The sequence below is a fragment of the Pseudomonas sp. Z1-14 genome, assembly GCF_051132005.1.
Taxonomy (GTDB): Bacteria; Pseudomonadota; Gammaproteobacteria; order Pseudomonadales; family Pseudomonadaceae; genus Aquipseudomonas.
The window spans coordinates 365,873-389,261 of the sequence record NZ_CP071646.1; the positions used below are offsets into that span (position 1 = coordinate 365,873).

Below are 23,389 nucleotides of genomic sequence, written 5' to 3' on the forward strand. Positions count from 1 at the left end.
GGTGTACGCCGTGTCGGGAGGCTTTGAACCGCCCTTTTGAGCGTCTCGAAACGCTGGGTGGGGCTTTTGTTGTTGACCGCTCGGCGAATGTTTGACGTCAATTGTTCGTCGTGGGGGTCATTGCAGTTTCTGTGCCTGAGCAGGGTGACCGTTAGTCGGCTATTTCGGGCTTTGTCTGGATGATGGCGTCATGACACCTACTGCTTTTCAAAATCCCGGTCTAGAGTGAGATCACTGTATGTTGTCCGTTTTCCCACGTAGGACGGACATGGCGTCCCGATAAGAGAAGCAGCATGGAATGCGCGCAACCCCCGTTTGGCGAAGACAGCTCCGTCCTTTTGATTGTTGATGACTACCCTGAAAACCTGCTCAGCATGCGAGCGTTGTTGCAGCGTCAGGATTGGCAGGTCATGACCGCGTCCTCGGGTGTCGAGGCCCTCAACCTGCTACTCGAACATGACATCGACCTGGTGCTGCTGGATGTGCAGATGCCGGACATGGACGGCTTCGAAGTGGCGCGTCTGATGCGTGGCAGCCAGCGCACGCGGCTCACGCCGATCATCTTTCTGACCGCCAACGAGCAGTCCCAGGACGCGGTGATCAAGGGTTACGCCAGCGGCGCGGTGGATTACCTGTTCAAGCCATTCGACCCGCAGATTCTCAAGCCCAAGGTCCACGCGTTGCTCGAGCACCAGCGCAATCGCCGGGCCTTGCAGCGTTTGAGCCAGGACCTGGAGGCAGCCAGGGCCTTTAATGCCTCGGTGCTGGATAACGCCGCCGAAGGCATCCTGGTGGTGGATGAAGGCGGTTTCATCCGTTTTGCCAACCCTTCGACGTGCCGCTTGCTCAACGCCACTGCGGACCGATTGCAAGGGATGCCCTTCCTGGATTTCCTGCAGAAACCCCATATTCCCGAGTGGATCGATTCGGATATCCATGCCGCCTATCGACGTGGCGAAACCTGGCGCTTGCACGACGCCGTGCTGCGCACCGCGCCCGGCCAGCAAGTGTCGGTGGCCTTGTCCTGTGCCCCCCTGCCTTCGGAACAAAAGGCCATGGTGGTGACGCTTCAGGACATGTCGGTGGTTCGTCATCTGCACCAGCAGCTGGAGTTCCAGGCCGTCACTGATCCCCTGACCGGTTTGCTCAACCGCAGGGGGTTCTATCAGACCGCCGAAAACCTGCTGATGCGCAGCGAACGGCTGGAAAGCAACTGGGTGCTGTTGTACCTGGACCTCGATGGCTTCAAGCGGGTCAATGACTCGCTGGGCCACGATGCCGGCGACCGGGTGTTGCGCTGGGTGTCGGAACAGTTGAAGGCCTGCCTGCGCCCGTTCGATATCCTCGCGCGGCTCGGCGGCGATGAGTTCACGGCGCTGCTGGATCTTGAGGTGCCCGAGCAGGCGGCGAAGATTGCCGAGAAACTCATCGAGCGCGTCTCGGTCTGCCAGCAGATCGAAGGCATGGACGTGGCGCTGGGCGCCAGTATCGGCATCGCCACGTACCCGGACTGCGGCTCCAACCTCGACGGGTTGCTTCGCGCGTCCGACATCGCCATGTACGAGGCCAAGCGCGCCGGCCGCCAGCAGTATCGTTTCTACGATCACGAAATGAACGGCCGAGCCCGTTCACGGCTGATGCTTGAGGAAAGCGTACGTTCGGCCATCGAAAACCGCGACTTCAATATGGTCTATCAACCACAGGTCAGCATCCTCGACGGACGGACCCGAGGGTTCGAGGCGCTGCTGCGCTGGCAGCACCCCAGCGTTGGGGACGTACCGCCGGGCTTGTTCCTGCCGTTGCTGGAGGAGGCTCGGTTGATCAGTCGGCTGGGCAGCTGGATTTACCATCGCAGTGCGTCCCAGCGCAAAGTCTGGGAGCGGATGTTTCCCGACGACCTGGTGTTGGGCGTGAGCCTGAGCAGTACCCAGTTCGGCATGCCCAACCTGGTGACCGAGTTGCGCCAGGTCCTGGATCGCCATGCGTTGAAGCCACGGCAGCTGGAGGTCGAGATCACCGAAGACGCGCTGATGCGCAACCCCGACGAAACCCATAAGCAATTGCGCCTGCTGCGCCACCTGGGCGTGCGAGTGGCGCTGGACGACTTCGGTTCGGGGCCTTGCTCGCTGGCGCATCTGCGTGATCTCGAACTCGATACGCTCAAGCTTGATCGGCACTTGATCGCCCGCTTGCCGGACTCGCCCAGGGACGCTGCGCTGGCCGCCTCGGTGATCGACCTGTGCAAGCAATTGGGCTTGCGGGTGATCGCCGAGGGGGTCGAGACGCCGCAGCAGTATCACTGGCTCAAGGCCCATGGCTGTGAATATGTGCAAGGCTTCCTCGTGGCGCGGCCCTTGATGGCCGAGGACACAGATGCTTTCGCGCGACCATTCGACTGGAGCGCGGTGCCGGCCTGAATTCGCTACACTGGCGGCCTCCAGTGACTGTGTTGCCGTCCGATGACCGTGCTCAAATACCTCCAGGCGTACCCCGCCGCGCTGCAAGCCCAGGTGCAGCAACTGATTGCCGAGGATCGACTGGGCGATTACCTCCAACAACGCTATCCCGGCCGCCATCCGATCCAGAGCGACAAGGCGTTGTACGGCTATGCGCTGGATCTCAAGCAGCGCTACCTGCGTAACGCGCCGGCCATCGACAAAGTGCTGTTCGACAACCGCCTCGACCTGACTCATCGCGCGCTTGGGCTGCATACGGCGGTGTCGCGGGTACAGGGCGGCAAGCTCAAGGCCAAGAAAGAGATCCGCATTGCTTCTTTGTTCAAGGACGCAGCGCCCCAGTTTCTGGAAATGATCGTGGTGCACGAGTTGGCCCACTTCAAGGAATCGGACCACAACAAGGCTTTCTACCAGCTGTGCGAGCACATGCTGCCGGGCTATCACCAGCTGGAATTCGACCTGCGGGTGTACCTGACCTGGCGGGACCTGCAACAAGACAAGGGATGAGCGAATGGACGTCAGCAAGACCAAGAGCAGCTTCTATCGTCGACTGTACGTGGCTTACCTGATCGACAGCGGCCTGGCCAGCAACATTCCCGCGCTCACCGAAGTTACCGGCATGCCTCGGCGCACCGCCCAGGATACCGTCGTGGCGCTGGCGGACCTGGACATCCTCTGTGAATTCGAGCAGCAGGAGGGCGCGCGCAACCATGCCGGGCGGTATCGGATTCGCGATTGGGGGGCGATTGATTGCAAGTGGATCGAGCAGAATCTGCAGGGGATCAAGGCGGTGCTCGGTTATCCCTGAAGCGTCCGCGACTGGACTGACGCCTTCGCGAGCAGGCTCGCTCCCACAGGGGGCCTGGGTGGCAGCAAATCCCGTGCCTCTGTGGGAGCGAGCCTGCTCGCGAAGAGGGCCTCAGGGCCGATGCATCCCGATGTGCGGAATCCCATCCTCAAGATATTCCACGCCCACCACTTCAAACCCGTATCGCCCGTAATACCCCTGCAGATGCGCCTGGGCCGACAATGAGATCGACACGCCGGGCCAGTGCTTTTCGGCCTGCTTCAAGGCTTGTTCCATCAGTGTATGCCCCAGCCCTTGCCCTCGCGCCTCGGGGGCGATGACCACGCGGCCGATCACCACATCGCTGTTTCGCGAATGCGGATCGAGCAAACGAAGGTAAGCGACCAGGTGGTTGTCCTGCCAAGCCATCAGATGGCAGGTGTCGCCTTCAAGGTCCAGTCCGTCAACGTCCGGGTAGGCACAGTTCTGTTCGACGACGAAGACTTCGGCGCGCAGTTTCAGGATGGCGTATAGCTGTTCCTTGCTCAGGTCAGTGTGATGTTTGCAGACCCAGTCGATATCCATTTTTTGAATTTCCCAGAGAACCTGCTGCCGATATTAGGCGTCCTTGCGTCGGAAGTCTCTTTTCAATCGGTCGAAAAATCTGTGATAAAGACCAAAATGCCATCATCGATTTGTCGCGGTACTGCCTTCTTTATGTAATCTTCAATCCAGCGCTGCGCAGCGGTTTCGATGAGCTAACGTCAGGACCCGGATGCCTTGGGGAGTCCCTTGGGTTTCGGCTAAAAACAAACCGGGCTTTGAACCCGTCAAGGAAGTCAGGCATGCCGCGATTGCATCGAGCTCTTGCTTTGGTCGGGTTGCTGTTGCTGAGCCACAACGCCTGTGCGCAGAAACTGCGTCTGGTCGCCGATGCCTGGCCACCCTTTACCGACTCGACGCTGGTCAATGGCGGCCTTGCGACCGATATCGTCACCACCGCCCTGGCCCGCGCCGGTTATGCCAGTGACTTCGAGCAGGTGCCCTGGGCCCGGGCGATGCTGGGGATCAGCGAAGGGCGGTATGACGTGCTGATCAATGCCTGGTACGCCGAGGAACGCACCCATGTGGGCCAGTTCTCGGCCGAGTACCTGCTCAACCGCGTGCGGTTTATCAAGCGCAAGGACTCGCCCATCGACTTCGACAACCTGCAGCAGTTGTATGCCTATCCCATCGCCGTGGTTCGTGGCTACGCCTATTCCAAGGCGTTCGATGAGGACGAGAAGATGCAGAAAATCCCTGTGCATAATTTTGCTATGGCCGTGCGCATGCTCGCCGCCGACCGGGTGAAGCTGACGCTGGAAGACGAATACGTCGCCCGTTATTACCTGGCCCGCGAATCCGCCAAGGTGCGCAATGCCGTGGAATTTCTACCCAAGCCGTTGAGTGAAAACAGCCTGCATATCCTGGTCAGCCTGAAGAATCCCGAGCATGAGCAGATCGTCGCCGGGTTTGATCGGGAGATTGCGGCGATGAAGGCGGATGGGAGTTATCAGAAGTTATTGAAGGCGCATGGGATGTGAATCTGCTGTGCGGCTGATGGCCCCTTCGCGAGCAGGCTCGCTCCCACACTGAAAATGCCTGCCCCTGTGGGAGCGAGCCTGCTCGCGAAGACGATGGCATGGTCACCACAGCACTCAAGCCTCACTGGTGTCCTTGATCAGGTGCGCCGCCAGCGTGCGCAACGGCCCCAACTGCCGGCAGATCAACGCCAGTTGCGTCTGCACCAGCCGCTGGCCTTCGTCGATTTCATCGGGCATCAGCTCAAGCTCGCTGGCGAGGGCTTCTTCGTCGTCGCTCTGGATCGCGATCGGCTGTTTGCTCGCCAGGCCCTGGGCAATTTCATCGATGCTGGTCGCCAGCCTTGCTCCGGCGCCGTCGATCAGCTGCTCGCGCACCTCAGTCGGCAGTTGGGTGCCCCGGTGGGCCCCGAGCCCCGACAAGTAACTGAGCAGGGTGTGGGACAGCACCAGGAAGCGGAACCCTACGTCGGCCTCCTTACGGAAATGGCCCGGCTCCATCAGCATGTTCGCCAGCGTCGTGGACAGCGCCGCGTCGGCGTTATGGGCGTTGCGCCGGGCCAGGCGATAGGCCAGGTCGTCACTTTTGCCCGCGGCGTATTGCTGCATGATCTGGCGCAGGTAGATGCTGTTGCAGGTCAGCGTGTTGGCCAGCACCTTGTTCAGTCGCCGGCCCTGCCAGTCCGGCAGGAACAGGAACACCGCCAGCCCGGCGATCAGGCTGCCGAGCAAGGTATCGAACAGCCGGGGCAGCAGCAGCCCGTAGCCGTCGCCGACCTGATTGAAGCAGAACAGCACCATGACGGTGATCGCGGCAGTCGCCAGGGTGTAGCGGGTGGTGCGGTTGGTAAAGAACACCACCCCGGCGGCAATGGCGAAGCACGACTGCACCAGCGGATTGGGAAACAGGTCGAACAGCGCCCAGGCCACCGTCAGGCCGATGGCGGTGCCGATGATCCGTTGGCCGAGCTTGCGCCGCGTGGCGCCGTAGTTGGGCTGGCAGACGAACAGTGTGGTGAGGATGATCCAGTAGCCCTGGGAGGGGTGGATCAGGTGCACCATCGCGTAGCCCACGCTCAGCGCCAGGGGCAGGCGCAGGGCATGACGGAACAGTAGCGACGTCGGCGTGAGCTGCGTGCGCAGGCGGACCCAGACGTCCTTGAGGTTGCGTGGCGAGCGGTCCAGCAGGCTGCTGTCAGTGGCGTCGGCGAGGGCGTCGGGGTTGCTCGCGTCGCTGAGCAGGCGGTCCATCGTGCCGAGGTTGACCGACAACGCCCGCAGAGAGCGCAACAGGCCGCGCCAGGCCGGGTTGCTCTGGATGCGCAGGTGCTCCAGGGAAGCATGCAAATCGTTCAGGGCTTCGGCGAAGCTGTCGTCGTAGACGAACGGCTGGCGCAACTGGATGGACTCGGCCAGTGCCAGGCAAGCCTTGCCTTGCTGGCGCAGCAGGCGCTGGCAGCGGAACAGTACGTCGCTGTGGAAGAACGCCTCGGCCAGGGCGTTATAGGGATAGTGCGAGGAGCTGGCGCGTTCATGGATGTCCTGGGCAAGGAAGTACAGCTTCAGGTAGCGGCTGACTTTCGAGCCCGGCCGGCCATTGCCGACGCGGTGCAGGATGATTTCCTTCGCGCTGTTGAGCGCGGCCACCACCCGGCCATTCTGCTGGGCCAGCTCCAGGCGTCGGGCCTCGATATCCAGCTGACGGATCGGCTCCAGCAGCGATGACTTGAGTTTCAGGTAGCGCCCCAGTTCGCGGAACAGGCGCGCCAGGCTCTGCTGCACCGGCTGGTTGGAAAACAGCGCGTGCCACAACACCGAGAGCAGGCCATACCAGGCGGCGCCGGCCACCAGCAACACCGGCTCATGCCAGAAGTCCGTGATCGCACCGCCGCGCTGGTCCACGCCGATCATGGTGTAGACCGAAAGAATCAGGGTAGCCGAGGCAATCGCGCCATAGCGCTCGCCCAGGGCGCCGAGCATGGTCAGGCCGAAGGCCGCCAGGGCCAGGGCGACGATGAACAGGACGGGATAGGGAAACAGCAACTCCACCGACAGCGCGGCGATGCTGAAGCACACCAGCGTCACGGCCAGCGCGTTGAGGCGGCCTTGCCAGCTGTCGTCGGTCTCGGCCAATGCGCTGGCGATGATGCCGAGGAACAGCGGAATCAGCAGCGCCATCTTATCCAGGTACCAACACAGCACCATGCTGCCGGTCAGGGCGATGAACACCCGCACGCTATAGCTGAATTTATCCAACGCCCAAAGGCGACGCAGAGACTGGCTGAACGAGGTCGATGACATGAAGTGCACGGGCCTGACGGGCAATGACGCTAAATTGAGGCAGTAATGACGCCGATGCAATGGCGACGATCACATCCGGCAGCAAAAAGTGTTCCGGCATGCAAAGAACCCTGTGGCGAGGGAGCTTGCTCCCGCTGGGCTGCGAAGCGGCCCCTTCCCATGCGTCGCATTAATTCAGACCGAGTGCGATGGCTGTTTTGCGACTGCTGCGCAGTCGAGCGGGAGCAAGCTCCCTCGCCACAAAAGCGGACTCGACCCAGGGGGGGATCAGGCGTACTGCGCCGCCGCATACCCCGAAGCCCACGCCCATTGGAAGTTGAAGCCGCCCAGGTGACCGGTGACGTCGAGCACTTCGCCAATGAAATACAGCCCCGGGCTCTTCAGCGACTCCATGGTCTTGGAAGAAACTTCCCGGGTGTCGACGCCGCCCAGGGTCACTTCGGCGGTGCGGTAGCCTTCGGTGCCGGCGGGGACGATGTTCCAGCTCGCCAGCTTCTCGGCGATGTCCGCGAGTTCCGCGTGAGTGTATTGCTTCATCGGCTTGGAGACGAACCAGGTGTCGGCCAGCAGGTTGGCCATTTTCTTGGTGAACAACTCGCCCAAAAGGGTCTTGAGTTCGCTGTTCGGGCGTTCGGCCTGTTGCTGTTGCAGCCACTGCGGCACGTCGTGATCGGGCAGCAGGTTGATCTGCACCGTGTCGCCCGGCTCCCAGAACGACGAGATCTGCAAGATCGCCGGACCGCTCAAGCCGCGATGGGTGAACAGGATGTTCTCGCGAAAGCTCTGCTCGTTGCAGCTCACCAGACAGTCCACTGACGTGCCCGACAGTTCGGTGCACAGGCTCTTCAACTGATCGGTGATGGTGAACGGCACCAGCCCTGCCCGGGTCGGCAGCAGCTGGTGGCCGAATTGCCTGGCTACCTGATAGCCGAAGCCAGTCGCGCCCAGGGTCGGGATCGACAGCCCGCCCGTGGCGATCACCAGGGATTGGCAAGCGATGGGCCCGAGGGTGGTTTGCAGCTGGTAGCCGTCGGCGGTCTTCTCGATCTGCTCGATCGAGGTGTCCAGGTGCAGGTCGACGCCGGCCTGGTCACACTCGTCCAGCAGCAGGCCGAGGATGTCGCTGGATTTGTTATCGCAGAACAACTGGCCGAGTTTTTTCTCGTGATAGGGCACGCCGTGCTTGGCCACCAACGCGATGAAATCCCATTGGGTATAGCGGGCCAGGGCCGACTTGCAGAAGTGCGGGTTCTGCGAGAGGAAGTTGCCCGGTTCGGTGTACATGTTGGTGAAGTTGCAGCGTCCACCGCCCGACATGAGGATTTTCTTGCCGGCCTTGTTGGCGTGGTCCAGCAACATCACCTGCCGCCCGCGCCCGGCGGCGGTCAGCGCGCACATCAACCCCGCGGCGCCAGCGCCAATGATCACGACTTCGGTAGAGCGCAAAACGGTGTCCTCACATTCAGATGAGTATGGAGCTTTTGTGGCGAGGGAGCTTGCTCCCGCTGGGCTGCGAGCAGCCCTGAACAGACGATACGGTGCATCTGGAAGATCGCATCGTCTGGATTACGACTGCTGCGCAGCCGAGCGGGAGCAAGCTCCCTCGCCACAGGGTGAATCAACAGCAATCAGAGGATACGCACCCGCAACGAGCGTCCCTTGATCTTGCCATCGTTCAGGCGCTGCAAGGCCTGTTTGGCGATACCGCGCTCCACTGCCACATAGGCCTGGAAATCGAAAATCGCGATCTTGCCCACCTGGGCGCCAGGGATGCCGGCCTCGCCGGTCAGGGCGCCGAGGATGTCGCCGGGGCGCACCTTGTCCTTGCGTCCGGCACCGATGCACAGGGTGCTCATGGCCGGCAGCAGCGGACCGCCGCCCTGGGGCTTGAGGTTGTCCAACTGGTCCCAGCTCAACGGCGACTTCTGCAGTTGCTCGATGGCCTGGGCGCGATGGGCTTCGGACGGCGCCACCAGGCTGATGGCGATGCCTTTCTCCCCGGCGCGCCCGGTGCGGCCGACGCGGTGGATATGAATCTCCGAGTCCCGGGCCAGCTCGACGTTGATCACCATGTCCAGCGCATCGATATCCAGGCCACGGGCCGCCACGTCGGTGGCGACCAATACCGAGGTGCTGCGGTTGGCGAACATCGCCAGGACCTGGTCGCGGTCGCGCTGCTCCAGGTCACCGTGCAGGCCGACGGCGGAGATGCCCTTGGACGTCAGGTGATCGACGGTTTCCTGGACCTGCTGCTTGGTGAAGCAGAACGCCACGCAGGAGGCCGGGCGGAAATGCGCCAGCACCTTGACCACCGCGTCCATGCGCTCCTCGGGAGAGATCTCGTAGAAGCGCTGCTCGATCTGGGCGTCGGAGTGCAGCGCCTCGGCCTTGACCTGCTGCGGATTGCGCATGAACTTCGACGACAGTTGCTTGATGCCCACCGGGTAGGTGGCCGAAAACAGCAGCGTCTGGCGGCGTTCCGGGGTCTGCTGGATGATGTCTTCGATGGCGTCGTAGAAGCCCATGTCGAGCATGCGGTCGGCTTCGTCGAGGATCAGCGTGTTGAGGCCGTCGAGCACCAGCGAACCCTTGCGCAGGTGCTGCTGGATGCGTCCCGGCGTGCCGACGATGATGTGGGCACCGTGTTCGAGGGAGGCGATCTGCGGGCCGAACGACACGCCGCCGCACAGGGTCAGGACCTTGATGTTGTCTTCGGCGCGGGCCAGCCGGCGGATTTCCTTGGCGACCTGGTCGGCCAGCTCACGGGTCGGGCACATCACCAGGGCCTGACAGCCAAAGAAGCGCGGGTTGATCGGGTTCAGCAGGCCGATGCCGAAGGCCGCGGTCTTGCCGCTGCCGGTCTTGGCCTGGGCGATCAGGTCCATGCCCTTGAGGATCACCGGCAAGCTTTGCGCCTGGATCGGCGTCATCTGGGCATAACCGAGTGATTCGAGGTTAGCCAGCATGGCGGCGGACAGCGGCAAAGTATTAAAAGCGGTGGCAATGGTGGTCACGGGACTGGCCTGCAAAACAAAATGTCGCGCAGTGTAGCAGCCTCGTGCCACTTTCTTCGAAAGTTCTGGACGAGCTGTGGCGCAGCTCCGAAGCGGGAAGATTCCCCTGTGGCAAGGGAGCTTGCTCCCGCTGGGGTGCGAAGCGCCCCCAAAACCGGCCAACACGGTGCGCCTGAAGTATCGCGTCGTCTGGATTGCGTCTGCTGCGCAGCCGAGCGGGAGCAAGCTCCCTCGCCACAACAGCCCTATCGCCACATTAGTGCTCGATATGCTCATCCGGCCGCTTCACCCGCCGTCCGTCCTGCTTGGACAGCTGGGAAAAAATCGTCGCCGCCAGCATCGCCATGATGCCCACGGTCACGAAGGTCAACTGGAACGCGCCCAGCACCGTGTCCACGCCATCATTGCCGACCTGGGCGGTAAAGCCGCCGAGGAGCGCGCCGGCGCAGGCCACGCCGAGGCTCAGGGACAGTTGCGCCACCACCGACAGCAAGCTGTTGCCGCTGCTGGCGCTGGCGTCGTCCAGGTCGATCAGGGTCACGGTGTTCATCGCGGTGAATTGCAGCGAGTTTATTGCGCCAAGCACCGCCAGATGCGCCAGCAGCAGCCAGTACGGGGTCTGCTCGCTGACCAGGCCCATGCTCGCCAGCATCACGCCCAGGGCCAGGGTGTTGGCGGTAAGGACGATGCGATAGCCGAAGCGTTCGATCAACGGCCGGGCCACCGATTTGGCGACCATCGCCGCCGCCGCCAGGGGCAGCATGCTCATGCCAGCCTGGGAAGGTGAATAGCCCAGCGCCACTTGCAGCAGCAACGGCACCAGGAACGGCAACGCGCCGCTGCCCAGGCGCGCGAACAGGTTGCCGAGGATGCCCACGGCAAAGGTCCGGGTCTTGAACAGCGACGGCGGGAACAGCGCATTCTCGACGTGCCCGGCCCGCAACCAATAGGCCGCGAGGCAGGCCATGCCGCCGAACAGCAGCAACATCACCCGCAGGTGTGGCAGATGCAGTTCGCCCAGGCCTTCCATGGCGATGGTGATCAACACCATAGCGGCGCCAAACAGCAGGAACCCCAGCCCATCGAACCGCGTGCGCTCGCTGCCGCGCAGGTCCGGAATGAATTTCCAGACGGCATAGCAGCCGATTACCCCCACCGGCAGGTTGATGATGAAAATCCAGTGCCACGTCAGGTACTCGACCATCCAGCCACCCATGGTCGGGCCGATCAGCGGGCCCAGCAGGCCGGGGATGGTGATGAAACCCATGATCCTCACCAGCTCCGAACGCGGGTACGCCCGTAGAACTACCAGCCTGCCCACCGGCAGCATCAGCGCGCCACCCAGGCCCTGGACGACCCGGGCGCCGATCAGCATGCTCAACGAATTGGACAACGCGCACAGCAACGAGCCGAAGCTGAACAGCAGGATCGCGCCGAAGAAAATCTTTTTGGTGCCAAAGCGGTCGGCGATCCAGCCCGAGGCCGGGATCAGCAGGGCCACCGTGAGCATGTAGGCGATGATCACGCCTTGCATGCGCAGCGGGTTCTCCGCCAGGTCGCTGGCCATGGCAGGCAGGGCAGTGTTGAGGATGGTCCCGTCCAGGGACTGCATGAAGAAAGCGATTGCCACGACCCACGGAAGCCAGCGGGCGGTGACGGCGTCGAGCGGGGCGCGGTTGGGCATGGGACCTCTTGTGTGAAAAAGTGAACAATTTCCTGTGGCGAAAACGCTTTTGTGGCGAGGGAGCTTGCTCCCGCTGGGGTGCGGAGCACCCCCAAGCCGGTGAACACGGTGTGCCTGAAATATCGCGCCGCCTGGGTTGCGACTGCTTCGCAGCCGAGCGGGAGCAAGCTCCCTCGCCACGGGAACTACGAGTTATAGCGTCAGCGTGAGCCTCTTCACCAACGCCCCCGGCAGCAGCATCGAAGCCGTGGCCCGCTGGCTGTAGGTACTGGCCGAAAGCAGAAGTTCCCGCTCCCGGGTCAGGCCTTCGAGTTGCGAGCCGAGCAGGCTGTAGACGCTGTCGTCGAAACGCATGGTGCTCACCGGCGCCTGGATCTGGCCATCCTCGACCCAGAACGTGGCGAAACGGGTCATGCCGGTCAGGCGCGCCGCCGGTTGGTCCGAGTAGTTCAGGTACCAGAGGTTGCTGATGTACAAGCCGGTGCCGAGTTCTTCGAGAACGTGCCTTAGCGCCAGATGACCCTCTTTCATTTCCAGCGCGGTAGGGTATTCATAGCTGCTGGCGCCGTTGGCGGTAAGACCGTATTCGGCGGCGCTGCGGGAATTGACCAGCCGTGCGTTGGCCGTGCCCTTGGCAATCAGCCCCAGGTCATCGCGAGGATAACCTTCGTCGGAAAATGCCGGGCTCAGGGAGCCGCTGACCTGCTCCGTCAACCAGACGTTGGGGCTGAAGTGGGCTTCGCCGGCGTAGAACTTCTGCAGCGGGCTTTGCTTGCTGGCGATTGCACGGGCCGAGAACCCGCCCCAACTGAGCATGCCCATGATTTCTTCCAGCGCGGCTGGCGCCAGGTAGGCGCGGTATTCACCGGGCGGCAGCGTACGCAGTGGTCGGCCGAGGAATTGCAGCTGTTCGCGTGCCTGTTCGAAACGTTGGGCGAACCCTTCGCTGCTCCAGGCGTGGCCTGCATAACTGGCTTTCACGGCCTGGCCGTTCTCATGGAACAAGCTGAAGTCGAAATTGAAACTGTTGGCCTGATGCCAGCCGAAGGCACCCGAGGAACTGGCAAAGCCCCGGCTGATCGGCCCGGCCGCATAGAACCCCACCAGGTCCAGGCCTTCTGCGGCGCGGGTGATTTCGCCGACCGCCTGCTCCGTCTCGGGCAATGGGTGATCCTGCACATTGTTGCTCTGCCAGTGGTTGTGGTTGAGCAGCAGGTAGGGATCGGCGGGCAACAACGGCAACGTCTCGCGCAACTGTTGCAGGCCTTCGCCCAGGCGTTGCAGATCGGTCTCGGTGTCGCCGGACAAGGTGATCTGCAAGTCGGCATGGCGGCCGTCGTTGATCAGCTTGAGGTTGATATTGGCCTGTTGGACCTGCCCGGCCTGGCGAACCTTGCCGTGGTTGAAGCGCACGAAAGCCGAAGACTCGGCGGCATAGCCGAGGGTGAACTGTTCGGGCTCACGCAAGGCATCGCGCAGCCAATCGACCAACGCCTTGAACGCCCCGGCCTCATTAGTGACGGTGCTCATCAGGCATCTCCCCCAAATACGTCAACGTTGCTGAACACGCAGGCCGGCGAAGCATGGCCGACGCGGATGACCTGGTTCGGTTCACCCTTGCCACAGTTCGGCGTGCCGAGGACCTGGGAAGTGCTGGCGTCGCCCACGGCCCTCAAGCTTTTCCAGAACTGCGCGGAAATGCCCCGGTAGTTCGGATTTTTCACCACGCCCTTGAGCTCGCCGTCTTCGATCAACTGGCCCCATTCGCAGCCAAACTGGAATTTGTTACGGGCGTCATCGATGGACCAGGAGCGGTTGGTGCGCATCAGCACGCCGTGCTCGATGCCTTGGATCAGTTGCTCCAGGGATTGGTCGCCGGGCTCGATGTTCAGGTTCGCCATGCGGTCGATGGGCGGACGATTCCAACTGCAGGCGCGGCTGTTGGCGACCCCGTCGAGGCCGGCGCGGAACTGCGACAGCGCACCGCCCAGTGGGCGCAACAGCAAGCCTTCGCGAATCAGGAACTGTTTGCTGGCAGCGCTGCCGTCGTCGTCATGGCTGTAGCTGGCCAGTTCTTCCGGGATGTCCGGGTCGAACGTCACGTTCAGCAGGTTGGAGCCGTATTGCAGGCGTCCGAAATCGCTGGTCTTGACGAAACTGGTGCCGGCGTAATTGCGCTCGTCGCCGAGGATGCGGTCCAGTTCCAGCGGGTGACCGATGGATTCGTGGATCTGCAGCATCATCTGGTCGGGCATCAGCAACAGGTCGCGTGGGCCTTGCGGGGTGTTTGGCGCCATCAGCAATTGCAGGGCCTGGTCGGCGATCTTCGGCCCGGCACCGATCAGGCCGCAGCGGTTGATCACATCGAAGCCGCCCTGCTGACCGAAGTTCTCGCGGCCCAGGGTGCGCGTCTGGCTGTCGTGCCCGTCGAAGGCGGTGACGTCCAGGGCCGGGTAGATGAAGCGCTGGGCCTGGCGCAGTTCGGCGCCGGCGCTGTTGAGGTAGATCTGCTCGACCTGGGTCAGGCCGATACTGGCCTGCCAGTTCACCAGGCGCTCGTCCGTCGGCACCGCTGCCGATTCGTCGCCGAGCAGTTGGTAACAATCGCTCAGTGGAGGGAACGCCTGGTCGAAATGCGGTGAGAAATAATCGGCGCGGTCGCTGGAGACCGGCTGCTCGCGCAAGTCGAGCAAGGCGTGGGGCTTGAGCCGGCGGGCCTGTTGCTCGGCGCGTTCGAGCGCCGCTTGCAGGCCGGCCTGGGACAAATCGTTGGTGGCCGCATAGGCTTCGACGCCATTGACCCGCACGGTGAGCATCGCACCTTCGTCGCGGCTCAGGCTGGGCGGCTCGGCGACATTCTTGCGCACCGACAGGTGCTGACCGGACTCTCGGACGTAACGCAGGGAAAAGAATTCAGCGCCCGTGCGCAATGCAGCAAACCGCTGCTTGAGCTGGGGATGGAAATCGAACATGAAACCTCCTTGTCTGGAGTGACGATGCAGCGAGGTGCGGCGCGTTGACGCGGGCGGCTCTAGAGTAGGCCTGGGGTGGGGGAGGGATCAAGGCAGATGGGGATTTTGCGGTGTGGCAGTCAGAGAAATATTCTGAATGGGCTGGCCCCTTCGTCGGATCGCCGCCCGGAGCAGGCTCGCTCCCACAGTAGGTTTTCAGTGGTCACAAAGCCTGTGTCCACCACCAAACCTTTGTGGGAGCGAGCCTGCTCCGGGCGGCGATCCGACGAAGGCCGCGCCTGGGTCTTGAACCTTACTGGGCGGCAGTCGCCACTTCACGCAGAGGCTTGCCACGCACCGGCGCATCGTCGGCCACGTAGTACGGCGCGGTACTGCGCGGCAGGGGCTTGCGACCGCGGATCCTGTCGGCGATTTTCTCGGCCATCATAATCGTCGGCGCGTTCAGGTTGCCGGTGGTGATGATCGGCATGATCGAGGCATCGACTACCCGCAGGCCTTGCATGCCATGCACACGGCCTTCGCCATCGACCACCGCCATGTCGTCGGTGCCCATCTTGCACGAGCAGGACGGGTGGAACGCGGTTTCGGCGTGCTCGCGGATGAACTGGTCCAGTTGCTCGTCGGTCTGCACCTCGATGCCCGGGCTGATCTCGCGGCCGCGGAACGGGTCGAGCGCCGGCTGTTGCATGATCTCGCGCGTCAGGCGGATGCCGTCGCGAAATTCCTGCCAGTCCTGTTCGGTGGCCATGTAGTTGAAGAGGATGCTCGGGTGTTGGCGCGGATCCTTGGACTTGGCCTGGATACGGCCACGGCTCGGCGAACGCATGGAGCCCATGTGCGCCTGGAAGCCGTGTTCCTTCACGCCATTACTGCCGTTGTAATTGATCGCCACCGGCAAGAAGTGGTACTGGATGTTCGGCCACTCGAAGTCCGGGCGGGTGCGGATGAAACCACCGGCCTCGAACTGGTTGCTGGCGCCGATGCCGGTGCCGTTGAACAGCCACTCGGCACCAATGGCCGGCTGGTTGTACCAGAGCAGCGACGGGTACAGCGAAACCGGCTGGGTGCAAGCGTATTGCAGGTACAGCTCCAGGTGGTCCTGGAGGTTTTCACCAACGCCCGGCAGGTCGTGGACCACCGGAATGTCGAGGTTTTCGAGCAGTTTTGCCGGACCGACGCCGGAGCGTTGCAGGATCTGCGGCGAAGCGATGGCGCCGGAGCACAGCAGCACTTCCTTGCGGGCCCGCGCTTCGACGCGCTCTTCAGCGGCGCCCACCAGGTAACGCACGCCGACCGCACGCTTGCCTTCGAACAGGATCTTGTCGGTCAGCGCGTGGGTGACGATGGTCAGGGTGGAGCGCTTCTTGGCGATGTCCAGGTAACCGCGCGCGGTACTGGCGCGACGGCCATTGGGCGTCACGGTGCGATCCATCGGACCGAAGCCTTCCTGCTGGTAGCCGTTGAGGTCTTCGGTACGTGGATAACCGGCTTGCACGCCGGCTTCGACCATGGCGTGGAACAGCGGGTTGTTGCCGGGCTTGGGCGTGGTCACGCTGACCGGACCGTCGCTGCCGTGGTAGTCGTTCGGGCCGATGTCGCGGGTTTCGGCTTTACGGAAATACGGCAGGCAGTCCAGGTAGGTCCAGTCTTCCAGGCCTGGCAGCTTGGCCCAGTTGTCATAGTCCAGGGCGTTGCCGCGGATGTAGCACATGCCGTTAATCAGCGAAGAACCGCCCAGGCCCTTGCCGCGACCGCATTCCATGCGGCGGCCGTTCATGTGCGGCTCCGGGTCGGTCTCGTAGGCCCAGTTGTAGCGCCGGCCTTGCAGCGGGAACGCCAGGGCGGCGGGCATTTGCGTGCGGAAGTCCAGGCGATAGTCCGGGCCGCCGGCTTCGAGCAGCAGCACGGTGACGCCTTCGTCTTCGGTCAGGCGGGTGGCCAGGGTGTTACCGGCCGAGCCGGCACCGATGATGATGTAATCGAATTCTTGGGACATGAAATGCACCCTCTTTTGAATTGGGTTCAGGTCGCGGTTGCCGAGATGCCTATCTTGCGTGGCGAGGGAGCTTGCTCCCGCTCGGCTGCGAAGCAGTCGCAAACAGGGCGACCGTGTTCTGTCTGGATGACCTTGGGGGCTGAAGTGGGGCCGCTTTGCGGCCCAGCGGGAGCGAGCTCCCTCGCCACAAAAGCCCCCTCAGGCTCGTGTCAGATCAGAACACCGAGGCGTAATCGCCCATTTCGACCTGTACCGATTTGATGCGCGTGTAGTTGGTCAGCGAACTGATGCCATTCTCCCGACCCACGCCCGATTGCTTGTAGCCACCGACCGGCATTTCCGCCGCGGACTCGCCCCAGGCGTTGATCCAGCAGATGCCTGCTTCGAGCTGATGGATCACGCGGTGGGCGCGGTTCAGGTCGCGGGTCACGACGCCGGCGGCCAGGCCGAAGTCAGTATCGTTGGCGCGGCGGATCACTTCTTCTTCGGTGTCGTAGGTGAGGATGCTCATCACCGGGCCGAAGATTTCTTCACGCACGATGGTCATGTCATCGGTGCAATCGGTGAATACGGTCGGTGCGACGAATGCGCCCTTGGCGAATTCACCCTCGGTCAGGCGACCGCCGCCACACAACAGGCGCGCGCCTTCGGCCTTGCCCTTCTCGATGTAGCCCAGCACGCTTTCCATGTGGGCGAAGCTCACCAGCGGACCGAAATTGGTGTTTTCGTCTTCCGGATTGCCGATGCGGATGCGCGCCACGCGTTCGGCGATCTTGGCTTCGAACGCTGCCTTCAGATGGCTCGGCACGAACACGCGGGTGCCGTTGGTGCACACCTGGCCGGAGCTGTAGAAGTTGGCCATCATCGCGGTGTCGGCGGCGCGATCCAGGTCGGCGTCGTCGAAGATGATCAGCGGCGACTTACCGCCCAGCTCCATGGTCACGTCCTTGAGCGAAGAACTCGAAGCGCTGGCCATGACTTTCTTGCCGGTGTCGGTGCCGCCGGTGAAGGAGATTTTCTCGATGCGCGGGTGCTCGGTCAGCCAGGTGCCGACTTCACGGCCACTGCCGGTCAGCACGTTGAACACGCCCGCTGGAACACCGGCCTCGGTGTAGATCTCGGCCAGTTTCAGGGTGGTCAGCGAGGTCACTTCGCTGGGCTTGAAGATCATCGCGTTGCCGGCTGCCAGGGCCGGGGCGGACTTCCACAAGGCAATCTGGATCGGGTAGTTCCACGCGCCGATACCAGCGACCACGCCCAGGGGCTCGCGACGGGTATAGATGAACGAAGTGCTGCGCAGCGGAACCTGCTCGCCTTCGATGGCGGGCACCAGGCCGGCGTAATATTCCAGCACGTCGGCACCAGTGACGATGTCGACGTATTTGGTTTCGGAGAAGGATTTGCCGGTGTCCAGGGTTTCCAAGGCGGCCAGTTCATCGTTGCGTTCGCGCAGGATGTCGACGGCGCGGCGCAGGATGCGCGAGCGCTGCATGGCGGTCATCGCGGCCCAGACTTTCTGGCCCTTTTCGGCGCTGACCACGGCGCGCTCGACGTCCTCGAACGTCGCGCGCTGCACCAGGGCGAGAACTTCACCGTTGGCCGGGTTGATGGCTTCGAAAGTGGCGTCGCCGCTGGCATCGCTGTACGCGCCATCGATGTAGAGTTTTTGCAGTTCGAAACGGGCCATAAAGTCCTCGCAAGTGCATGAGTGGTTGGCTAGCCACCGAGCGTGTCGTTTATAGCTGACTACGCGCTGCGGTGACGGTTCAGGAGTCGAGCGGTTCGGTGTGCTCTGGCGCTCCTGCCTTGGCCAGTTGGAAATCCATGTATTCGTAAGCGATCTGGTGTGCCTGGGCGGTATCGAACGCGTCTCCCGACAGCGCCCCGCGCAGCCACAAACCGTCAATCAGGGCGGCCAGGCCCCGTGCCGCGCTGCGTGCCTGGTCAACGGGCAAGACGCGGCGGAACTGGCAACACAGGTTGGAATACAGACGGTGATCGTTGATCCGCTGCAACCTGTGCAATGACGGGTGGTGCATGCTGGTGGCCCAGAAGGCCAGCCAGGTTTTCATTGCCGGGCCGTTGACCTGGCTGGCGTCGAAATTGCCTTCGATGATCACCTTCAGGTGAGCTCGCGGGCTTGGATCCGTCAGCGCTTGACGCCGCGCGGTGACGTTCTCGCTCAAGACACTCATCAGGTACTGGGCCGTGGCCGCGATCAGGCCATTCTTGTCCTGAAAGTAGTGACTGATGATGCCGTTCGAAACGCCGGCCAAACGGGCGATCAGCGCAATGCTGGCGTCCCCCATTCCGACCTGGTCGACAGCCTGCAAAGTGGCTTCGATCAACTGCTGGCGGCGGATGGGTTGCATACCGACCTTGGGCATCTGCACATCTCCTTAGGCCATCGGGCGGACGAGTCTTCGCCTGCCTTCATGAGGGCCAGTCTATTTTGTTTTGATTGAACGTTCAATCAACAAAGAATAAGCTCTGCGACAAATCGTCGCGATTTACGAAATTTCCTACACGTAAATGGCGTAAATAAACGGACATCAAGGGCCTCACACCCACGCATCGCGGGGGCAAGGGCTTCCAGGGTGTCTTTATAACACCCGCCGGTCGGCTGCCAACTCATCGATCGGGCGGGTATTGCGTTGCCTAGTCCTTCTCTCGCACTGCCTGGAGCATCCGTGCAATGAGTTCTGCCTTGCTAATAAAGACCCCGCCGCAGAAGGTGACGGTCAACGGTTGGGTGTTCTACACCTCCACCGCGCTGATTCTGTTGTTGACGGCCACCCTGATCATCGCCCCGCAGGAGGCCGGCCGGTTGCTCGGCATTGCCCAGGCGTGGCTATCGCGCAGCTTCGGCTGGTACTACATGGTGGTCATCGCCGCTTACCTGGTCTTTGTGGTCGGCCTGGCGTTTTCTTCCTATGGCAAGCTCAAGCTGGGCAGCAAGGACGACACGCCGGATTTCAGTTATGGCGCCTGGGCCGGGATGCTGTTTTCCTCGGGCATCGGCATTTCGCTGTTGTACTTTGGCGCATCCGAGCCACTGGACCATTTTTTCAACCCGCCCGAAGGCGTCGCCGGTAGCAACCAGGCTGCGCGCCAGGCGGTGCAGCTGACGTTTTTGCATTGGGGTCTGCACGGATGGGCGATCTACGCCCTTGTGGGCCTGGCCGTGGCCTATTTCGCCTACCGGCACAACCAGCCGCTGGCGTTGCGTTCGGCCTTGTATCCGCTGATGGGCGAACGCTGGGTCAAGGGCGCGGCCGGTCATGCGGTGGATGGCTTCGGCATGTTCGTGACGTTGCTGGGGCTGGTGACCAACCTGGGGATCGGTTCGCTGCAAGTCGCCTCCGGGCTGGAAAACCTGTTTGGCATGGAGCACAGCAACACCAACCTGCTGATCGTGATCATCGTGATGAGCAGCGTGGCGACCATCGCCGCCGTGTCCGGCGTGGAGAACGGCATCCGCCGGCTATCCAACCTGAACATCGTGCTGTTCAGCGGTTTGCTGATCTTCGTCTTGCTGTGCGGGCCCACGCTGCACTTGCTCAACGGCTTCGTGCAGAACATTGGCGACTACCTCAATGGCGTTGTGCTCAAGACGTTCGACCTGTACGTGTATGCGGACGACAACGCCAAGTCGGGCCGCTGGATGGGCCTGTGGACGCTGTTCTACTGGGCCTGGTGGATTTCCTGGGCGCCATTTGTCGGCATGTTCATCGCGCGGATTTCCCGTGGCCGCACCGTGCGCGAGCTGGTGGCCGGTGTGCTGCTGATTCCCCTGGGCTTTACCTTGGCCTGGCTGTCGATTTTCGGTAACTCGGCGCTGGATCTGGTGATGAACCACGGTGCGGTGGAGCTGGGCAAGACCGCACTGACGCAGCCGTCGATGTCGATCTATCAGCTGTTGGAATATTACCCGGCGTCGAAAGTGGTGATCGGCGTGTCGATCTTTGTCGGTTTTGTGCTGTTCCTGACCCCGGCGGATTCCGGCGCGGTGATGATGGCCAATCTCTCGTGCACGGGTGGCAACGTCGATGAAGATGCCCCCCACTGGTTGCGGATCTTCTGGTCGGTGGTGATCACGCTGGTGACCATCGGCCTGCTGTTCGCCGGTAACTTCGAAGCCATGCAAACCATGGTCGTGCTGGCCGGACTGCCGTTCTCGGTGGTGCTGGTGTTCTTCATGTTCGGCCTGCACAAGGCAATGCGCGAGGATGTGCGGGTTGAGCAGGAGCGGGCGGAGTTGGCGGGGTTGGGTAGGGTTTTTAGCTGACCCTCTGTCTGGCCCAGCTCTTGTGGCAGAGGGGCTTTTGTGGCGAGGGAGCTTGCTCCCGCTGGGTTGCGAAGCGACCCCAAACCGGCCAACACGGTGAACCTGAAGGTTAGTGTCACCTGGATTGCGACTGCTGCGCAGTCGAGCGGGAGCAAGCTCCCTCGCCACGGGATAGCATTCCAAATCTTGTCCAAACAAAAACGCCGCGATCATCTCGCGGCGTTTTTGTGTGCCCGGGCTCAGCCCAGGTTCTTGCCGAGCAGCGCGTGGTACAGCTCGCTGTCGCCGAGGATCCCGACGACCTTCTGGTTATCGTGGAGCACCAGCTTGTTGCCGGTCTGGTAGCGGATCTGCAAGGCGTCGCGCATGCCGATGCTGGAGTCCACCAGGGTCGGACGGCGGCCGAGGCCCTCGACGGCCTGGCCCGGTGCCCAGTTCTGCAGGTCCAGCGCGGCGCCGTTCTGGCGGGCGCCCTTGATGGTGTTGCCTTCGGCCAGGTCGAGCCATGAATCGCCGCCCGGGTCCAGGCACACGGAACCGTTGATGCGCTTGCAGTTGTCCAGGGTGCGCATCAGGCTGCGTCCGCAGAGCACGTTGAGCGGGTTGGTGTGGGCGACGAAGGTGCGCACGTAGTCATCCGCCGGGTTCAGCACGATCTGTTCCGGCTTGCTGTACTGGATGATGCGGCCGTCTTTCATGATCGCGATGCGGCTGCCCAGTTTCAGGGCCTCGTCGAGGTCATGGCTGACGAATACGATGGTCTTGCTCAGCTTGCGCTGCAACTCCAGCAGTTCGTCCTGCAGGCCTTGGCGGATCAGCGGGTCGAGGGCCGAGAAGGGTTCGTCCATGAGCAGGATATCGGCGTCCATCGCCAGGGCGCGCGCCAGGCCGACCCGTTGTTGCATGCCGCCGGACAGCTCGTCGGGCTTCTTGTTGCGCCACTGGGTGAGGCCCACCAGCTCCAGCTTTTCATCCACCAGCTTCTTGCGTTCCTTCTCCGGGCGGCCCTGCATTTCCAGGCCGAAGCTGATGTTCTCGCGCACTGTCAGCCAGGGCATCAGGGCAAATTTCTGGAAGACCATGGCGATGCGCTTGGTGCGCATCATCTTCAATTCGGCGGGGGTGCAGGAGGCGATGTCGATCTGGCGGCCTTCGTGTTCGACGAACAATTTGCCGCGACTCACTGTGTTCAAGCCGTTGATGCAGCGCAGCAGGCTCGACTTGCCGGAGCCGGAGAGGCCCATCAATACGCAGATCTCGCCTTTTTCGACATCCAGGCTGGCCTTTTCCACGCCGACGATCTGCCCGGTCTGCTTCAGGATTTCGTTGCGGGTCATGCCCTTGTCGAGCAGCTTGAGGGCTTCGCGTGGATCTTTGGAGAAGATCACGTCGACCTCTTCGAAGCGGATTATGCTCATGCGTCACCCCCTACTTTGGCGTCGGGTTGTTTGCAGATTCGGTCGAGCATGATCGCCAGCAATACGATCGCCAGGCCGGCTTCGAAGCCCAGGGCGATATCGGCGGTGTTCAGTGCGTTGACCACGGGTTTGCCCAGGCCGTCGGCACCGACCAGCGCCGCGATGACCACCATCGACAGCGACAGCATGATGCATTGGGTGATGCCGGCGGCGATGCTCGGCATGGCATGGGGCAATTCAATGCGAGAGAGGAGTTGGCGACGGGAGCAGCCGAAGGCTTTGCCGGCGTCCATCAGTTCGTCGGGAACGTCGCGGATGCCCAGGTAGGTGAGGCGGATGGGCGCGGCAATCGCGAACACCACCGTGGAGATCAGTCCCGGGACCACACCCAGACCGAAGAGGGTCAGGGTAGGAATGAGGTAGACGAAGGTCGGTACGGTCTGCATCAGATCGAGCACCGGACGCATCATGGTGTAGAACATCGGCTTGTGCGCGGCAACAATGCCCAGCGGCACGCCGATCAGCACGCAGACCAGGGTCGCGAACAGCACCTGGGCGAGGGTTTCCATGGTTTCCTGCCAGTAACCCAGGTTTAGGATCAGCAGGAACGAGGCGATGACAAAAACGGTCAGGCCCCATTTGCGCTGAATGAAATGCGCCAGCAGGGCAATGAGGCCGATCAGGGCCAGGGGATTGAACCAGGTCAGCGCAAACGTCACGCCGTGAATCATCGTTTCCAGAAACATCGCGATGGCATCGAAAGTGTTGGCGCCGTTTTGCGTCAACCATTCGACAAAGCCCGCGATGTACTGGCCCAAGGGTATTTTCTGATCAATAAGCATGGTAGTGAACTTCCGCATGCAAGGAATAAACAGCCCGGGCGAGTGAACTCG

Annotated in this window: 17 protein-coding genes; 5 read left to right on the forward strand and 12 right to left on the reverse strand. The window is 62.4% G+C overall.

The window, feature by feature from the left end; translation table 11 throughout:
- Positions 1-293 precede the first annotated feature (293 nt).
- From J3P89_RS01785 to J3P89_RS01795, 3 genes are read left to right on the forward strand one after another with little or no spacing between them, the layout of a single operon-like run.
- Complete coding sequence (locus tag J3P89_RS01785; RefSeq protein ID WP_434571255.1) at positions 294-2,417, forward strand: putative bifunctional diguanylate cyclase/phosphodiesterase; 2,124 nt, start codon at positions 294-296, stop codon at positions 2,415-2,417.
- Positions 2,418-2,459: 42 nt separating this feature from the next.
- On the forward strand, positions 2,460-2,963 hold the full coding sequence (locus J3P89_RS01790) for a M48 metallopeptidase family protein (RefSeq protein WP_434571257.1): 504 nt from the start codon (positions 2,460-2,462) through the stop codon (positions 2,961-2,963).
- Between the two features lie 4 nt (positions 2,964-2,967).
- Positions 2,968-3,264, forward strand: coding sequence for a winged helix-turn-helix domain-containing protein (locus tag J3P89_RS01795; RefSeq protein WP_434627482.1), 297 nt, complete (start codon positions 2,968-2,970; stop codon positions 3,262-3,264).
- Between the two features lie 111 nt (positions 3,265-3,375).
- Here the strand turns inward: J3P89_RS01795 and J3P89_RS01800 are convergent, their stop codons facing one another.
- The gene (locus J3P89_RS01800) at positions 3,376-3,828 is read right to left on the reverse strand and encodes a GNAT family N-acetyltransferase (protein WP_434571261.1); all 453 of its coding nucleotides are present in this window, start codon (positions 3,826-3,828) and stop codon (positions 3,376-3,378) included.
- Between the two features lie 260 nt (positions 3,829-4,088).
- On the opposite strand from J3P89_RS01800, the gene J3P89_RS01805 reads away from it, so the two are divergent.
- Complete coding sequence (locus J3P89_RS01805) at positions 4,089-4,826, forward strand: substrate-binding periplasmic protein (protein WP_434571263.1); 738 nt, start codon at positions 4,089-4,091, stop codon at positions 4,824-4,826.
- A 114-nt stretch (positions 4,827-4,940) separates the two neighbouring features.
- On the opposite strand, the gene yccS is transcribed toward J3P89_RS01805, so the two are convergent.
- The 9 genes from yccS to betI form a co-directional block, all read right to left on the reverse strand.
- Positions 4,941-7,124 (reverse strand): YccS family putative transporter, encoded by a 2,184-nt coding sequence (yccS, locus tag J3P89_RS01810; protein ID WP_434696564.1) that lies wholly within the window; start codon positions 7,122-7,124, stop codon positions 4,941-4,943.
- Between the two features lie 267 nt (positions 7,125-7,391).
- The gene (locus J3P89_RS01815) at positions 7,392-8,570 is read right to left on the reverse strand and encodes an NAD(P)/FAD-dependent oxidoreductase (protein WP_434696565.1); all 1,179 of its coding nucleotides are present in this window, start codon (positions 8,568-8,570) and stop codon (positions 7,392-7,394) included.
- A 182-nt stretch (positions 8,571-8,752) separates the two neighbouring features.
- The gene (gene dbpA / locus J3P89_RS01820; protein ID WP_305501161.1) at positions 8,753-10,090 is read right to left on the reverse strand and encodes an ATP-dependent RNA helicase DbpA; all 1,338 of its coding nucleotides are present in this window, start codon (positions 10,088-10,090) and stop codon (positions 8,753-8,755) included.
- 304 nt (positions 10,091-10,394) lie between these two features.
- Positions 10,395-11,822 carry a multidrug transporter subunit MdtD gene (mdtD, locus tag J3P89_RS01825; RefSeq protein ID WP_434602087.1) on the reverse strand — a complete coding sequence of 476 codons (1,428 nt, stop codon included), beginning with the start codon at positions 11,820-11,822 and terminating at the stop codon, positions 10,395-10,397.
- A 192-nt stretch (positions 11,823-12,014) separates the two neighbouring features.
- A complete protein-coding gene (locus J3P89_RS01830) occupies positions 12,015-13,352 on the reverse strand; it encodes a TldD/PmbA family protein (RefSeq protein WP_434696566.1) in 1,338 nt (445 codons plus the stop codon).
- On the reverse strand, positions 13,352-14,794 hold the full coding sequence (locus tag J3P89_RS01835) for a TldD/PmbA family protein (RefSeq protein WP_434696568.1): 1,443 nt from the start codon (positions 14,792-14,794) through the stop codon (positions 13,352-13,354). Before J3P89_RS01835 ends, J3P89_RS01830 begins: the two co-directional genes overlap by 1 nt.
- Before the next feature lie 292 nt (positions 14,795-15,086).
- Complete coding sequence (betA, locus tag J3P89_RS01840) at positions 15,087-16,790, reverse strand: choline dehydrogenase (protein ID WP_434696569.1); 1,704 nt, start codon at positions 16,788-16,790, stop codon at positions 15,087-15,089.
- Positions 16,791-17,004: 214 nt separating this feature from the next.
- Entirely contained in the window at positions 17,005-18,477 is a 1,473-nt protein-coding gene (gene betB, locus J3P89_RS01845; RefSeq protein ID WP_434602083.1) for a betaine-aldehyde dehydrogenase, read from the reverse strand.
- Positions 18,478-18,556: 79 nt separating this feature from the next.
- Positions 18,557-19,177, reverse strand: a complete 621-nt coding sequence (gene betI, locus J3P89_RS01850; protein WP_305498277.1) for a transcriptional regulator BetI — start codon at positions 19,175-19,177, stop codon at positions 18,557-18,559.
- A 365-nt stretch (positions 19,178-19,542) separates the two neighbouring features.
- Here betI and J3P89_RS01855 point away from each other — a divergent pair, with 365 nt between their 5' ends.
- A complete protein-coding gene (locus J3P89_RS01855) occupies positions 19,543-21,078 on the forward strand; it encodes a BCCT family transporter (protein ID WP_434697941.1) in 1,536 nt (511 codons plus the stop codon).
- Between the two features lie 239 nt (positions 21,079-21,317).
- On the opposite strand, the gene choV is transcribed toward J3P89_RS01855, so the two are convergent.
- Positions 21,318-22,496, reverse strand: a complete 1,179-nt coding sequence (gene choV / locus J3P89_RS01860) for a choline ABC transporter ATP-binding protein (RefSeq protein WP_434602082.1) — start codon at positions 22,494-22,496, stop codon at positions 21,318-21,320.
- Positions 22,493-23,338 (reverse strand): choline ABC transporter permease subunit, encoded by an 846-nt coding sequence (gene choW / locus J3P89_RS01865; protein ID WP_305498280.1) that lies wholly within the window; start codon positions 23,336-23,338, stop codon positions 22,493-22,495. The genes choV and choW overlap by 4 nt, the downstream gene beginning before the upstream one ends.
- Positions 23,339-23,389: the final 51 nt, after the last annotated feature.

What these genes read in the sequence shown, in the direction of transcription:
- J3P89_RS01785 (WP_434571255.1), top strand. Translation starts at nt 294, where the DNA reads ATGGAATGCGCGCAACCCCCGTTTGGCGAAGACAGCTCCGTCCTTTTG.
- J3P89_RS01790 (WP_434571257.1), top strand. Translation starts at nt 2,460, where the DNA reads ATGACCGTGCTCAAATACCTCCAGGCGTACCCCGCCGCGCTGCAAGCC.
- J3P89_RS01795 (WP_434627482.1), top strand. Translation starts at nt 2,968, where the DNA reads ATGGACGTCAGCAAGACCAAGAGCAGCTTCTATCGTCGACTGTACGTG.
- J3P89_RS01800 (WP_434571261.1), bottom strand. Translation starts at nt 3,828, where the DNA reads ATGGATATCGACTGGGTCTGCAAACATCACACTGACCTGAGCAAGGAA.
- J3P89_RS01805 (WP_434571263.1), top strand. Translation starts at nt 4,089, where the DNA reads ATGCCGCGATTGCATCGAGCTCTTGCTTTGGTCGGGTTGCTGTTGCTG.
- yccS (WP_434696564.1), bottom strand. Translation starts at nt 7,124, where the DNA reads ATGTCATCGACCTCGTTCAGCCAGTCTCTGCGTCGCCTTTGGGCGTTG.
- dbpA (WP_305501161.1), bottom strand. Translation starts at nt 10,090, where the DNA reads ATGCTGGCTAACCTCGAATCACTCGGTTATGCCCAGATGACGCCGATC.
- mdtD (WP_434602087.1), bottom strand. Translation starts at nt 11,822, where the DNA reads ATGCCCAACCGCGCCCCGCTCGACGCCGTCACCGCCCGCTGGCTTCCG.
- J3P89_RS01830 (WP_434696566.1), bottom strand. Translation starts at nt 13,352, where the DNA reads ATGAGCACCGTCACTAATGAGGCCGGGGCGTTCAAGGCGTTGGTCGAT.
- J3P89_RS01835 (WP_434696568.1), bottom strand. Translation starts at nt 14,794, where the DNA reads ATGTTCGATTTCCATCCCCAGCTCAAGCAGCGGTTTGCTGCATTGCGC.
- betA (WP_434696569.1), bottom strand. Translation starts at nt 16,790, where the DNA reads ATGTCCCAAGAATTCGATTACATCATCATCGGTGCCGGCTCGGCCGGT.
- betB (WP_434602083.1), bottom strand. Translation starts at nt 18,477, where the DNA reads ATGGCCCGTTTCGAACTGCAAAAACTCTACATCGATGGCGCGTACAGC.
- betI (WP_305498277.1), bottom strand. Translation starts at nt 19,177, where the DNA reads ATGCCCAAGGTCGGTATGCAACCCATCCGCCGCCAGCAGTTGATCGAA.
- choV (WP_434602082.1), bottom strand. Translation starts at nt 22,496, where the DNA reads ATGAGCATAATCCGCTTCGAAGAGGTCGACGTGATCTTCTCCAAAGAT.
- choW (WP_305498280.1), bottom strand. Translation starts at nt 23,338, where the DNA reads ATGCTTATTGATCAGAAAATACCCTTGGGCCAGTACATCGCGGGCTTT.